A 14146-nucleotide genomic window follows, 5' to 3' on the forward strand; every position below is an offset into this window, starting at 1 on the left:
CCTTGTGCGAAACCGTGATCGGCATCATCCCTGTTCGCACCCACACGAGCTACTGGCGGAAATTCGTGAGTGAACATGCCTGCGTGTTCTTCATCGCTGGCAAGGTCGGATTCTTGAAGGGTATTGATGGTAAAGGCATCGAAGTTCAATCCCGGATGCCCGAGGGCTTGGCCTTCGTGATCTGGGGAAACCACAGGCCGTTTTCGAATTATCTCCGGTCGCTTCCCACGTCGATGATCGATGTGTACGAACGTTCCGGTCCAGTCATCCACGATCACCCGGTGCGGTACTGGGATTCGATGAAGAAGGTGGCGTGATGGAGTACCGTCTGGCCGACCACCACATCATTCCGCTGGCCTATACCGGCAGCAAGGCGAAGATTGCACCACTTCTGGCTCGGCTTCGTCCTTGGGAGTTCCTGGAATATCGGGAACCCTTCGTCGGCAGCGGTGCCATGTTCAACCAAATTCGCCGGTTTGCCCCATGCCGGTCGTACTGGATCAATGACATCGACCGGCGGGTGGTGGCGTTCCATCGGGTGCTACGAGATGACGCTGATGCGTTCATCAACCGGCTGCTTGATATCCATGCCGACCATGGCGGTGGAACCCAGGAATTGTTTGACCTGTGGATGGGATGGAGGAATTCCAGTGACCTGATGGACCTTGCCATATCGGCCTTTCTTCGCGGCCTGATCGTTCGTGGGTCGGAGATGAAGTGCTTCGGGTTCGCCAATTCCCGCGTCATCACGGGGAAGGCCATCACCCATAGCAAGATCATCCGCCTGTGGGGCTTTGCCGAACTGCTCCAGGGGGTCAAGATCACCGATATGGACTATCGCGAGGTCATGGCCGCTTACGGTCAGGATGCCTTCATTTTCGCCGATCCGCCTTATGAGGTGGCCGGGGAAGAATGCTACGACCATGGTCAGTTCGATCTGGGCGAGTTCACCACGGCCATCGACCACTGCCGTCATTCCTGCCTATGGACGTTGAATTGTTCCGCCACCACCATGGCAGCGTTTTCCCGGCACAATGTGATCGTCCATTCCATGCATCACAGTGCCAATGGCCATGCTGCCGCCGATGAAATCATCGGGGCGAATTACACCACCCCGTTGTTCGAAACCCATGCCCGCGACATCGGAACTTTGCTGCACCGGATTTCAAATCGACACAACGAAGCGGCGTGAAGGCTGAATTTTCACCCATCCTTCACGCCGATCCTGATGACCTATTCACCCGACCTGTTCCGCTTCGCCTTCATCTTCGCCGCCTCGATCTGGGCATCGAGTTCGCCGGTCTTCACGGCCTGGACCACCTGGGTCAGCACGGTGATCACGTCCTTCTCCGTTTTGCCCGCCAGGATGCTGGGCTTGCCCGGCTGGATTTCGACCACAACGGCATGGCCGTAGCGTACTTGCACCATGATGTTCCCATCGGTAGCCCGCCAGTACCAGGGTTTGGGCGGTGCCGCGACCGACTTGCGGATGGCATTACCCTCGGAATCCTTGGTGTACCGGGTGCGTTCGACCTTGTAATTCTGGTCGGACAACAGGCCGATCTGATGCTGAATGCCATCGATCACCACATCACGGGCAGACTTCTTGCGGGTCTCCGAGATCAGCGGACGCTTGGCGTCAGAAAACTTCAAGTTGAGCATAGTAACCTCCATGCATTGACATCCGCACATAGATTACGGAGTCAAATTAGTATTTGCAAGATGGCCAAACAAATAATTTTAGTACCAATTACTCGACACGACGCCAAATTTCAGTCCACGCCTCATTTTCAAGCTTCTTGAGTGCATTCACACCTTCTTTGTATTCAATGGCTTGAGCAGCATCTGTACATTCAATGGCGGCTTCATTTGTTGCATCTATCACACCGGTCACATTTGATATCAATGATAAAAGTGCTTCTGTCGATATTCTGCGGTTCCGTGATTTAGATGAACTCAGGTAGCTCTGCCCCCTGTTCAGCCATTCACCAAATTCTCTCCCTGATTTCGCGATTCCAAGGCAATGGAACTCGTCATATATCTCCTGTAGTTCACGCATCTCGACGCTACTCCTGCTGATGTTGCAGGAGTATTTATCAAGCTGCTGCGTTCCCACGTGCAGCCCACCCCAGATATCGCCCGACCTGATTTTTGGAATTGTTGCGACCGCTATTGATGGTCGGCCCGATTTCTCTTTTTTCCAATCCCGAAGCGAATGCAGCTTGTTCAAGCCGGGTTTCCACCATCCATGTGTCAAGCAAACCGGCACTTGCCATGGCGAACCCATGCAGCGATGCCCGGTATAGGCCGCAGTTTCGTCCCAGCACGACATCACCGATGGCGGCGACCAATTTCTCAAAATATGCAGCGGCATGAGAGTGATCTTCGGGCATGGGCACTGCGTCTGGTAGGGCAATCAAGACCGGAGGAGGCATATCGACAGGCAGGATGTTGTTCTGCACCCATAGGGTGGGATTGATCGGATCGCCGTCGAAGACCTGGAAAAACCCATCACTGCCATCCACGGGTTTGCACGGCAGGTACATCATGTTTTCCGCCGACAGCTTGCTTGGGTCGATCCCATGGCATGGCTTTGCCGATCCCCGTTTCTTTTGCCTGGGGGTGCAATAGCCATTGGACTGAACCACCTTGATGATCTGTTTGCAGATGGCTGCATAAGTTTCGGCCATCATGTACCCGGTGGTGGGCATAAACACCCGGTAGCGGGTGTTGTCGATAGAGGAGGCAGTGCTGTAGACCACCATGATTTTCCCGGCGAACATCTTGGCGAAGGCGGTGTACGGCATATCCCCCTTATCAACATCGAGCCATATACCCCAGGTGATCACCGCGTTGTCCCTTCCCCTGCTCTTGTCGCCCAAGGTGGGATTGAACAGGGTCGGGCTGATCAGTATGTTGCTGTGCTTGTCCTGGTAGGTCAGTCCATGGCATCGGCGAAGCCACTCGATCATATCATCCATGGATTTCAACAAAACATGGCGGGTTGTGTCGGGGTCCCGGATGTGTTGGAACAAAGTTCCAGCGAATAGCTCCCGTTCCAGGATCGACAAATCCATGAAATCAGATGCAGATGTGTCTGCTAACGGCAAATGGTCATGTTTCGATGTAACGATAGGTGAATAATATATATTCGCCAATCGTAACGGCGGAATCTTACCATTTTGTATTTCAGGCAAGATATTAGCCAATTCAACTTCCAAAATCTGCTCATCTTGCCTCTTGCGATATGCCCGGACTCGGGCTGAGTTATCCGCATGGACCCGTTTCCTTTGCCATTTGCCCTTTTGAGCAAGCTGAACACCTGGAGCTTGGACCATGGTGCAACCGGGGAACTGATCGGCCAGCCACTGGGCTACACCGATGTCGGTGACCACGACCCGAACTGGTACATCGCAATGGAGATCACGAAGACTGCACCGCATCACGGCCTGATAGACCGTTTGATGGCAGATCGCGTCTCTGATCTGGTCTGGGGTGATGCCGAAATTCGACAAGAACCGGCATTGCATCGGTGTTGGCAGGAACGAGGCCACCACCACGACATTGTGAAATTCGGAAAACTTATTCATTCCATGGGGTTTGTGCGGCAACGCGGTCGCGGGCAACTGGGCGAATAATTCCTTGGCGTCATCTTCCGCGTCCTTGTTCACCTGATAGATGAACTGCTGGCCCCCAACCAGTTCGGCGGCCTTGGTCAAGCCGAGGAGGGTGTTGCTGATCTCCGTGCCATCGACAGTAACCTTCTTGCCGCCCAGCTTTTTGGACCAGCTATCTCCGGCCAAATAATGGATGGAAACCCGATGACCGTTCTGGTGCTGTTGAAACCGAAGGGAATTGGTCAACTGGCGATGCGGCTCGAACACCGCACCCTGGACCGCCCATAGGTGATGAAGTAGCGACTCCTCAAAGTGTGCCCCCATGATGATCGCCGATGCGAACTTGGTGAATGCCGATGGCTTCAGAACCCCAAACAGATACAGGGGATATTTGCCGTTTTCCGTGTCACCAGCCACGGTACGTTCGATGTTTTCCCTGATGGCGAAGACATCATAATCTGGATCGAGAATGGCTCGGGCTATGGCTTTGAATTCAGCATCAACAGCGTCATCGCCATCAGCAAGACGGCGAAGTTTGGCAATGTCCGTTGCTGCGACCTTGACGTTATCGGCGGAAAAATCCTGCCACGATATGGCCGAGGTGATGATCTCGTGGTTGTGTGGAAGGTGCTTGCAGAACATCACGTCGGGGGCAGGAATCTCATCGACGATCACATGCCAATGTTCAGGCCGGTGGAGATATGGCAGCCGCAGCAACGCCTGCTGGGTCAAAAACAGTACCTGGCCCTCTTCACCTGGGCATTTCAAATGCCCCATGATGGAGGTGATCACCTGCCCATCTTCACAGGTGCTACCGTCAAACCGATAGACCGGCACTGGCTTCTTTCGCCGTGATCTGGCCCGTTCCTGAGCCTTGGCAAACCATTCGTCGATGCAGGTTTTCGTTGGCTGGGCGATGATAACCTTGTGGCCCTTGGCTGCCATATCCACCGCGTAGGTGACGGCGGCGTCGGTCTTGCCTGCACTTGCAGGACTTGAAACTGTGAGAATTCGTTTCCCCTTGATCTCCATAATATCACCAAAAATAAAACCCTCGACAGTGCGAGCCGCCAAGCTCCTGTCGAGGGTTATCACCCGAACCTAACCGGGCGTTTGATTGTTGTGATCTGTTGGCGGCTCGATCAGTACATCTATTTATCAATAGCGATAATTCGCTGGCTCCATATGAAATGGGTGCCAAACCCGTATAGCCGGGCCGCACCGTCGCGGCCAATTTCTAAATTCAGCATGAACGCAGATAAGTAAATTGACAGAATCACCCCTGAAATGGGCCAGCCCGCCCAGGAGGCTGGTGGGGCTGGCGGCACAGACCACCCCAATTTGCCCAATCTCAATGTTCCTGTTATGATCTCATCCGGCCAGAATGGGAGGAAGCATCATGACCATCAAGACCAATCTTCCGTTTACCATGGCCATCTGTGGGTTGGATGAGTTGGCCGACGAGATGGAAGCTTTCGACCCGTCCCATGTGATCTCGATTCTCGACCCTAATGAGGACCACGACGATCCACTGGTCTTCCCCGAATCGATCAAGGTGCTGAGTCTCAGATTTTATGACTTGCACGCGATGGGGGGAGTGGTTGGAAAGTCACTCGATCGACAGGGACGGAACGAACACCCCAGCGTGGACCATGCTCAGACCATCATTGATTTTGGTCGAGAGATACCCAGGGGTGGCCGAATTTTATGCCATTGCTGGGCAGGAATATCCCGCTCGACAGCCGCCGGATTCTTACTGGCATGCCTGCACCTACCTGCGGCAGAAGCCATGGACCTGATCATGGAACTTAGGCCCGGAGCGGTACCGAACCGGTTGATCATCAAATTCGCCGACCGAATTCTTGGTGCTGGCGGGCAAATGGTTGCTGCGATTGATGGTCAAAGGCAAGGAGTTGATCGCCGGTCAATCAGATCAAGCAGGCGTTGAGCATCATTGAATGCACCTCTGAGCAGATCAAGGACGGCCATTACCTCAAATCTGATAAGGGTTTCATCATAAACCGGCGGCAGTCTTCCTGGTGAAACAGAAACAGCATCCTCTGGCGAAATTGTAAAATCGTTTAATCTCATAACACACCCCGCATATTGATAAATGTATTTATACAGTTATAATGGAATTGACGCGTATTCATGATTGCTTGGAGGGCATTATGCATTCAAGAGCCATCATGCTATCAGTCAGCTTGCTGTTCACTGCGACTGCTGCCGCGATTGCACAGGAAGGTGTCTTCTATATGACGGACAAGGGGGCCGCCGGTGTGGTTAAGGCCGCTCCTCCCTCGGTGTACCCACGCGATCCCAACCTGCCTAATTATTACTCCATTGGTACGCAGCCCTCACCGCCGCCACTCACATATGACGAGATCAACACCCCAGGATACTGGCACCGGGAGCAAACGGCTGTCCTTGGACGGGACAGCAACGGTATGAACCTCCATGATCGCGGTGAATACTGCTCAAACCTGGAGAGAAAGATCAGTAGTTATGCCGAAATATCCACGCAATGGCTAAATGACCATGATCTATGGTTTTCACCGTCCAGAGGATATATCCCCCATGGCGTAGTGATGTCGGAATCGCGTTACATTCAAACCTATGCAGAAGTCGGATTACGCGACATGCGATATATTAAAAATGATGGAGCGAAAATTCAGCATTGTGATGACGTTGCCGCATTTGCGATCATGCGGATGCAGAAATTATTGGAAAAATACCCTGAAGACCCAGGCTGGGTGGAGCGGGTTCGAAACTGACTGACCATCAGCATAATTGGACGCCATGGCCTCGGATTACTTCAAACGCAACTGTATGTCCGAGAAACCGACATGGGCTGGCCATTCTTCGTCGGAGTGGAAACGTTCAACAACGATGCCGTATTATTTTATGCCTCCGAATTACACCTGGATCGGGCTCTTGAATACAAAGAACGCACCTGCACAGATCAGGGCAAAGCCGATGGCATGATTTATGGTCAGTCGCTCCCCCAGGTACAAGACGGAGAAACCGGCAAACACGGTGAGGGTAATAACCTCCTGCATCGTTTTAAGCTCTGCGGTCGAATAGGTTCCATGGCCGATTCTGTTCGCAGGAACTGCAAAGCAATATTCCACAAATGCAATAAGCCAGCTAACGACAATGGCAATCCACAAAGCTCTGTCTGTGAATTTCAAATGTCCGTACCATGCAAAAGTCATGAAAACATTGGATATTACTAATAAGATTATTGGGGCGATGGCGGATGAGTTCATCATAAGAACTTTCATTTGCAAAAAGGTTATTAATTTAGGCTCCAGAACCCAATATTTAAAGCCGATGCAAAGCCGACCCAAAGCAGATATGGAACCATGAGCATTCCGGCGATTTTGTCTCGCATCAAGAATGCCACCGTAGTCACGATGATGGCGATCTCCAGAACCACAATCTCGACCGCCGCCACACCGATCAGATGGAACTTGAAGAACAGGAAGCTCCAGGCGAAATTCAACGCCAACTGGATCAGGAACAGCCGAATGCATGAGCTATCCCACTGGTACTGATCACGCCCCCAAGCCCTCCAGGACGCCACAGCCATCATGATGTAGAGAGCCGTCCAGACCGGGCCAAAGACCGCATCAGGCGGCGTGAAGGATGGGTGAGCCAAATCCTTGTACCACCCATGGACAGCGGGAATGGTGACCATGCTGGAGATGCCCGCAACGCCCAGGCACAACACGATCAAAACGACCAGATAGCCAAACCGGGGATTGGTCTTTCGAAACTTCATGCTCACGGAGCGGCCCTTCTGAAATATCCTGGTCAACATTCATGATGCCGGGCCAACCATAGCACCCCGATTGAATTCATCACGACATCGGCGTTTCCCTCTGCCCCATGCAGAACTACACTGCGGCCATGACCACCGATCTCGAAAAACTGAAGACCCGGCTCCAGGCACTTCGAGCCAAAACCATCGCCAATGGCTGCACCGAGGAAGAAGCCTTGGCGGCGGCGGCGAAGGTGGCCGAACTGCTTGATCGCCATGACCTGTCCATGACGGACCTGGAAATCCGCGAAGAGCAGTGTGAAAAGTCCACCATTGAAACCAACCGCAAACAGCGACAGCCGATCTCAGCATGCATCCCGGCCATTGCCGAATATTGCGATTGCAAGGTCTGGCGGGAGAAGGACGACAAGGGCATCCGGTACGTCTTCTTCGGTCTTCGCCCCAGCATCGAGATGGCCCATTACGTCTACGATGTGATCGCCACTGCCATGCAGACCGCCTGGGTCAAATATGCCCTGGCCCAACGAATTCTCCGTTACGGCAAGGACGAAAAGGGATCGTTCATGTTCGGCATGGCGGTGTCGATTGGGGAGAAACTGATCGCCATGAAGGCCGAACGCAATGAAGCCAACAGGGTCAGCAGTGGTCGCGATCTGGTGGTGGTCCGCCACGCCATCGTCGAATCAGAATTCGCCAAGCTGGACCTAAACCTGCGTCGTGGCCGGGCATCAGGTAAGAAGCTCGCTGCTGGTGCGTTTGAAGCCGGTCACGCCGCCGGTCAATCCCTGGCTCTTCATCCTGCTGTCGGTGGAAAACGCATGACAAAATAGCTGGACGCCCATCCAGCAGCAGCATTATCACACTGACACGGCTCATTGATTCAGGTCGATGAGCCGAATGAGCCCATTCCACATTCACGGAAAAGGCCAACTGAGCTACCATGCCAAAATGCTGTTTGCTAAGCGGGATGTGAAAATGAATTTTCAATGGCCACGATTCACGCCGTTTAAAACTGTAAACGACATTGAAAAGCGGTTTACATATGAGAATTTTTCGAAATGCCTTGTTGATGGAAGATCGCAGTTTAAGATAGTTGTCATTGACGATGAGACATTTACTCCAATCGAGAACTTACGAAGAAATAATTATGACATAGTGCACATGCCGGACATCCACTCAATTGATGCACTTTCTAAATTCAATATTGTTCTGTGCGACCTAAACGGCGTTGGAGTTAGCCTAAATCCCACGTTACAGGGGGCACACATTATTGCAGAGATTAAGAAGAGCTACCCAGAAAAGATAGTTGTTGCATACACAGGAGGCGGATTCCAGCAGGACATGATTGAACGAAGCATCCAGGCTTCTGATTATTTTCTGAGGAAAGACGCAAATGTTGAAGAGTGGTGCGAGAGGCTTGACACTGCCATTAGCGACCTTGCCAACCCCGCCATCGTATGGAAAAAATTAAGACACCGACTACTTGACGCAGGCCTAACGCCATACAAACTTGCTGTTGTTGAAGATTTATTTGTGGAAAAGACATTGCATGGCCGTCCATTCTCCTTATCCGATCTCGACACATATGCGTCACGCTTCGAGATTAATGGAACTGCAAAGGCAATTTTGAAAAAAGCCGTCATTGATGTTGGGTTCGAAATTGCAAAAGAATATATAAAGGGTTAGTGCGATGCTCACGCCGAGGTTTTTCCATACAATATCATTTCCATGGATTTTATGCTCATCGGATGGCCGCATAATTGATCAGAAAGATGGCTTGCTTTTCAAGTTAAACGACAACGCTAAAAACAAGGCATCAATCAACTACTGCACGTCAGCCCCGCCTGGATGGTCGAAATGCCCAAGTGGCTTTGCTATTTATGTGCGAATTATACCGGACCTGCATAACGCAAAACTTATCTTGCACGGGCTTAAGGTTTCCGGGATTAGCACGGCAACAGGAAGGGTTGAAACACTATCGATAAAGACGAAGATGGAGGATGTCGAAAAATATATAAGCAGTATTTTTGTGTCTTTTTCCTCGATAAACGACGACGTAAGAAGCCTAATGGCTCGCAGCGTCCATGAGGTTAGAGGAATAAACAGAGACATAAAAAGTGCTGCTTCAGACCTTAACTACAGAATATCCGATCAATACATGAATATGGCTGAGGCGAGAGAGATTATTAAAAACATTCAAGCACTATCCGAGATACTTAGCTCCAGAATTGATTTCCTTGATTATTTTGCAAATCCTGCACTTGCACTTGCTGAGGATGCAGCCATTAAGGTCCATAATAAATTCTTCAAGACTGTTCAAAGCCTGAGTCGACGTGCGAATGCAAAAAACGTTAAGCTGCTTATGACGGGAAACTCTGATGGATATATACGCGGGCTTCGCGTTTTCGAAGTCGTGCCGTTTATTTTATTGGAGAACGCCATAAAATATTCACCAATTGGCAAAGACGTAACAATTTTATTCAGTGAGAGCGTGGGCGAGATAGAAGTCACCGTCGGCAATATTGGGCCAAAAATTGATGATGATGAAACTGATAATGTTTTTGACATAGGGACGCGAGGGCGAAATGCCATCGCGGCTGGCTTGTCCGGATTTGGCATCGGCCTCCATTTTGTTCGCGAGCTTGTTGATAGATATCACGATGGAACAATTTCGATACATCAAAGCGGAGATGCTGAAATAATAAGGAATGTTCCTTACATCAAAACACACGTTACCATGAAGCTAAAGAGATCAGATGTGAATGGCAGGCCGTAATTCTAATTGCACCTTAATTAATACAACTCAGAATGCCCGGCGTGCTTCTCCCAGTTCACTTCGTACTGGGCAGCCAATTCTGGATCACGAATTACCAGCAGGTTTTCAGCATTCCGTTCCTGGGCTGCCTTGGTAAAATTGAACGATCCTGTGATGACCGTTCCGCCGTCGATCACCATCACCTTGTTGTGGGCGATGGCGTGGGCCGCGTCGATCTGAACCAGAACCCCGTTGTTCGCCAGGAAATCGGCACCGCTGTATTTTTCCGTTCTCTGGCTTTTGTCCAGAACGGCCCGCACATCGACACCACGTTTTTTGGCCTGCACCAGAGCCTGTGCGATAGGCGGTGACGTGAACGAATAGGCTTGGACCAGGATGGTGCGTCGAGCAGCACTGATGGCATCCACGACCTTCCCTGTGCAGTCAATGCCAGGGGTGAAGCAGACATCGATCTGACGGTCAGCGGCCAACCCGGCATGAGCGGACATCAGCATGGTCACCGTCGCCGCGAAGATCGAAAACCGAACGAAACTCATCGGTGCTTCTCCATCAGAATCCCAGCTTCAATTGCGGCGGCCATCACTACGTCGCCCATGGGGCCTTTGAGTTCATCCGGCAAGGAAATGGCCGTCATCCACGTCCCGTCTGGTGCCCGGTATTTTGGAAGCGTCACTTCAGTTCCATTGACGTCGGCCCGGACCTGAACACCATGGATCACTACCTCAACCCCATCCATTAGGATCGAGACATCGGCCAGTGCCAGGAGTTTTCCTGCGTTGGCGACCGGCGTGACCCTGTTGGCGGTAATGACAGCGGAAGTCGTGGCCATAGAACCCCGACCTACTGATCGCCGAAGCTCATGTAGCGGGTATCATCCTGAACGAACCCACCGGCCATCTTCATGAAGGCTTCTGCCGTCAGAATGGCATCAAGCAAGGCACCATGATGCTCGAATCTATCTGATCGGTCGATCCACAGCCGGTCGCACAGAACGTCCAACGATCCGGGCACGCCGGGGAAAAATTGACGCGATAGGTCCTGGGTGCAGACGAAATCATTGTCCGAGAAAATGACTTCATCAAAGCCACAGCGGCCCACCCTGGCGTATTCGAAATTCAGAAACTCGATCTCGTTTTCGGCACTATGGGCGAGCAGCATGTCCTGGCCGATGAAAGTCTCGAACTCGTCCAGTACGTCGCGGAACTGGGGTGCGTCTTTCAGGTCAGCGGGGGTGATCCCATGAACCGCAATGGAAGCTTTGGCGATAGGGCCACCCGGCTGAATGCGGCGGTGCCAGCTTTCACCAGTTTTCCAGCCGTCTTCTCCACGCAGCAATTCTATGCAGCCAATTTCGATCATGATGCCGGGCAACCGCAGCCCCTTGGGCATCTTCTTGATCTCGGCAGCGGTCGGCACCCGAAACCCAGTGGTTTCAGCATCAATGGCAACCAGACGCCCAACATCGGATAGATCATCAAGGGTGAGCATTATGAATCCTTATGCAGAAGGCGTTCACAGGATGACAACGGAAGTACCCTTGGAATGGCCTGCAAAAGCTCATCCATCAACCACGCCGCTATACCAAGCCATGGCGTGATCGGCCCCTTTCCATTTAGCTCCCCGACCCTCTTTGGTGGACTCGAACACGAATATAATTCGCGTGGCATGTGCGAGTTCGGGTCGCACCTCGATACGGAACGACTGAACAACTCCGCCCATGTACGAAAGCTCATTCTTCGTCTGGTGCATATAGATCATGCCGCCGACAACCACAGCGGCGTCGGATTCTGAAATGTCCCAGTAGCCGCTTTCGAACACGGGCATCTTGACGCATGTCAGGTTCAGCCGGTCCTCACACTTGAGGTGAATGGCTTTCATCGGTCAGTCTACCCCCAAAGCCTTGAACACCGCGTCCACGGGATCGCTGTAGAAACTGGTCTGGAACTTGGCGAACAATTCAGCGGGAATGGTTGGAATATCCGCTGCTGAAGACATCGGGATCAGGATGCGTTTTGCCCCTGAATCAAAGGCCACCTGGAGGCATTCGGCAAGGTTCTCCACCGGCACCACGCTGCCACCCAGGCTCATATCACCCAGCACCACCATCTGAGACTGCAACGGTTTCTGGATGATCGCCGAGCAGAACGCCACGAAGCTTGCCAGGGTCATCGCCTTGGCGGCACCCGTGTTGTGAAGTTCGACAGTGTGCAGGTGGAAATCATGATCGCCAGCCTTCGACACGCCACTGACCCGCGTGAGGTTGGCTTTGAAATAGTCGAAGGCGACCTTCACCGCTTCCTTGGCACCAGAACTTGATCCCAGCCCCGAGGTGGTCAGCTTGCCATTCCCCGCCGTGACCTGGGTTTCAAATCGATACAAGCCAAGATGGGCGGCGGCACCGGTTGCCACGGTGTGCAGGACACCCGGCTTCAACGGTCCTTCGGGAATGATCTTGCCTCCCCCCTGCTCGGGAACGCTGATCCACTTCTCTTCCATCGACTCCATGTCGATGTACGAAAAATGCACATCGTAGAACTCCATGCCGCCGATCTTCTTCAACTGCTCCTTCACCCGACGCCGCGTTTCCAGGGCGTATTCCAGGCAGCGACGCACAGCGTCCTTGTCGTAGCCTTCATGGGGATAGAGCAGCTTCAGCAGCCCAGACACAGTGCGACGAACGGCGATGGTGTCGCGTTGATTCAGGTTGTTCCCGAGCTTGAAGAATTTATCGATGGCATCGCCGAAGGTCCGCTTCCGCATTTCACGGAAGAACTCCGCAAGATAGTCCACGATCAGCCCGTACTGGTTGGTGAAAAACTCAGGACGCATCTTCGGAATTTCCCAACCAGGGATGTAGGCGTGGAATCTGTCGAAGAACGCTGAATCGATCATGGCTTCAGGGAACGGTGCGAGAAGGTGGCTGGTCTTCACCAGGGTATCGACCGGCTGATTGATGTTGCCGACGAAAACCATGCTGGCATAGGCACTGACCGAATCCTTGCCACGGGCGAAGGAGCCGGATGCCATGTAGTCCTTCATGATCTGCACCCCGTCCTTTTCCTTGAACGTGATGCCAGCCACTTCGTCAAAGGCGACACAATCCCACAAACCGACCAGCCCCACGGTTCTGCGGCCCATGTTGTAAAACAGGTTGGCGACCGTGGTTTGACCACCCGAGATCAGGATGCTGTTGGGGCTGATTTCCTTGTAGATGTGGCTCTTGCCCGTGCCACGGGGACCGAGTTCGCAGACGTTGTAATTGTTCTCCACCAGCGGAACCATGCGGGCCAACAGGTGCCATTTCACCCGTTCGCTAAGGGTGGTTGGCTCCATGCCGCTCGACCGCACCAGCACGTCGATCCATTGGGCCTCATCGAAAGCCTTCCGCCCTTCAAATAGCTCCTCCATGTCCATGTTGGGCATCTGGATCGGCTTCAGATCACTGACGATGAACGGGGAACCCTTCTGGTTTTCCTCGTGGTAGAACTGGATGGTGACGATGCACCAGATACCGCCGACCAGCAGCTTTTCGTACTGCCGAACATAATGGTCTGGCATCTCGGCATCCTTGACGCCGAGGTTGGACAGCAAAGCTTGGTAGACGTTCCGCTTCTCATTCAGGTGAACGGTCACCTTGTCGATGACCTTGTAGCTGCCGCGTTCCCTGATCTTCGATTTGACCTTCTCGGCTTCATCAGGGCGAACATAGTTTTCGGCCAGGATTTTTTTGACCGACTCCAGGCCCTCGCGAATGGTCACCTCGTCATTCGACGCACAATACATGCCCAGCAGGTATTCCAGGACGTAAACGGGGACATTCGCCCCTTCCTTCACCAGCTTGGTCAGGTCTTTCCGTACCACCCTGCCTGCAAAGTGGGAGTTCAACAGATCATCAAGGCTGTCGCTCATTCTGCGATCTCCAACGTCCTTATCGGCAAGATGGTAAGATCTCGCTGTAACGATTGATGA

At 52.5% G+C, this 14146-nt stretch carries 17 protein-coding genes; 7 read left to right on the forward strand and 10 right to left on the reverse strand.

The features are described 5' to 3' along the window. Both H261_RS17540 and H261_RS17545 read left to right on the forward strand, forming a co-directional pair. Window positions 1-317: hypothetical protein (locus H261_RS17540; RefSeq protein WP_235062970.1), on the forward strand; the 317-nt coding region annotated here is incomplete at its 5' end. Further along, on the forward strand, window positions 317-1192 hold the full coding sequence (locus H261_RS17545) for a DNA adenine methylase (protein ID WP_008620156.1): 876 nt from the start codon (window positions 317-319) through the stop codon (window positions 1190-1192). The genes H261_RS17540 and H261_RS17545, both read left to right, overlap by 1 nt. A gap of 41 nt (window positions 1193-1233) precedes the next feature. On the opposite strand, the gene H261_RS17550 is transcribed toward H261_RS17545, so the two are convergent. From H261_RS17550 to H261_RS17555, 3 genes are all read right to left on the reverse strand, one after another. Further along, entirely contained in the window at window positions 1234-1662 is a 429-nt protein-coding gene (locus H261_RS17550; protein ID WP_008620157.1) for a hypothetical protein, read from the reverse strand. Between the two features lie 88 nt (window positions 1663-1750). Continuing rightward, on the reverse strand, window positions 1751-2059 hold the full coding sequence (locus H261_RS24915; protein ID WP_152426944.1) for a DUF6626 family protein: 309 nt from the start codon (window positions 2057-2059) through the stop codon (window positions 1751-1753). A 37-nt stretch (window positions 2060-2096) separates the two neighbouring features. Beyond that, window positions 2097-4691 (reverse strand): hypothetical protein, encoded by a 2595-nt coding sequence (locus tag H261_RS17555; RefSeq protein WP_235062971.1) that lies wholly within the window; start codon window positions 4689-4691, stop codon window positions 2097-2099. A 325-nt stretch (window positions 4692-5016) separates the two neighbouring features. On the opposite strand from H261_RS17555, the gene H261_RS23515 reads away from it, so the two are divergent. Continuing rightward, window positions 5017-5565, forward strand: coding sequence for a tyrosine phosphatase family protein (locus H261_RS23515; protein ID WP_008620159.1), 549 nt, complete (start codon window positions 5017-5019; stop codon window positions 5563-5565). A 223-nt stretch (window positions 5566-5788) separates the two neighbouring features. After that, window positions 5789-6391 (forward strand): hypothetical protein, encoded by a 603-nt coding sequence (locus H261_RS23975; protein ID WP_081608987.1) that lies wholly within the window; start codon window positions 5789-5791, stop codon window positions 6389-6391. A 141-nt stretch (window positions 6392-6532) separates the two neighbouring features. Here H261_RS23975 and H261_RS17565 read toward each other — a convergent pair whose 3' ends face one another. Then, window positions 6533-6889 (reverse strand): DMT family protein, encoded by a 357-nt coding sequence (locus tag H261_RS17565; protein WP_008620160.1) that lies wholly within the window; start codon window positions 6887-6889, stop codon window positions 6533-6535. Window positions 6890-6915: 26 nt separating this feature from the next. Next, window positions 6916-7401, reverse strand: coding sequence for a TspO/MBR family protein (locus tag H261_RS17570; protein ID WP_040476809.1), 486 nt, complete (start codon window positions 7399-7401; stop codon window positions 6916-6918). 128 nt (window positions 7402-7529) lie between these two features. Here H261_RS17570 and H261_RS17575 point away from each other — a divergent pair, with 128 nt between their 5' ends. The 3 genes from H261_RS17575 to H261_RS23980 all read left to right on the forward strand — a co-directional run bounded on the left by H261_RS17575 (window position 7530) and on the right by H261_RS23980 (window position 10177). Then, window positions 7530-8231 carry a DUF7168 domain-containing protein gene (locus H261_RS17575; protein ID WP_008620162.1) on the forward strand — a complete coding sequence of 234 codons (702 nt, stop codon included), beginning with the start codon at window positions 7530-7532 and terminating at the stop codon, window positions 8229-8231. Between the two features lie 67 nt (window positions 8232-8298). Beyond that, window positions 8299-9087 (forward strand): hypothetical protein, encoded by a 789-nt coding sequence (locus tag H261_RS24920; RefSeq protein ID WP_152426945.1) that lies wholly within the window; start codon window positions 8299-8301, stop codon window positions 9085-9087. A gap of 4 nt (window positions 9088-9091) precedes the next feature. Beyond that, window positions 9092-10177 (forward strand): sensor histidine kinase, encoded by a 1086-nt coding sequence (locus tag H261_RS23980; RefSeq protein WP_081608986.1) that lies wholly within the window; start codon window positions 9092-9094, stop codon window positions 10175-10177. 17 nt (window positions 10178-10194) lie between these two features. On the opposite strand, the gene H261_RS17580 is transcribed toward H261_RS23980, so the two are convergent. From H261_RS17580 to brxL, 5 genes are all read right to left on the reverse strand, one after another. Further along, complete coding sequence (locus tag H261_RS17580; RefSeq protein WP_008620163.1) at window positions 10195-10713, reverse strand: phospholipase D family nuclease; 519 nt, start codon at window positions 10711-10713, stop codon at window positions 10195-10197. After that, a complete protein-coding gene (locus tag H261_RS17585) occupies window positions 10710-11006 on the reverse strand; it encodes a hypothetical protein (RefSeq protein ID WP_008620164.1) in 297 nt (98 codons plus the stop codon). Before H261_RS17585 ends, H261_RS17580 begins: the two co-directional genes overlap by 4 nt. 11 nt (window positions 11007-11017) lie before the next feature. Further along, window positions 11018-11665, reverse strand: a complete 648-nt coding sequence (locus tag H261_RS17590; RefSeq protein WP_008620165.1) for a 3'-5' exonuclease — start codon at window positions 11663-11665, stop codon at window positions 11018-11020. A 69-nt stretch (window positions 11666-11734) separates the two neighbouring features. After that, on the reverse strand, window positions 11735-12055 hold the full coding sequence (locus H261_RS17595) for a hypothetical protein (RefSeq protein ID WP_008620167.1): 321 nt from the start codon (window positions 12053-12055) through the stop codon (window positions 11735-11737). A gap of 3 nt (window positions 12056-12058) precedes the next feature. Further along, window positions 12059-14086, reverse strand: coding sequence for a protease Lon-related BREX system protein BrxL (gene brxL / locus H261_RS17600; RefSeq protein ID WP_040476802.1), 2028 nt, complete (start codon window positions 14084-14086; stop codon window positions 12059-12061). Window positions 14087-14146: the final 60 nt, after the last annotated feature.

Origin of the sequence: Paramagnetospirillum caucaseum, from assembly GCF_000342045.1 — a bacterium.
Lineage (GTDB): Bacteria > Pseudomonadota > Alphaproteobacteria > Rhodospirillales > Magnetospirillaceae > Phaeospirillum > Phaeospirillum caucaseum.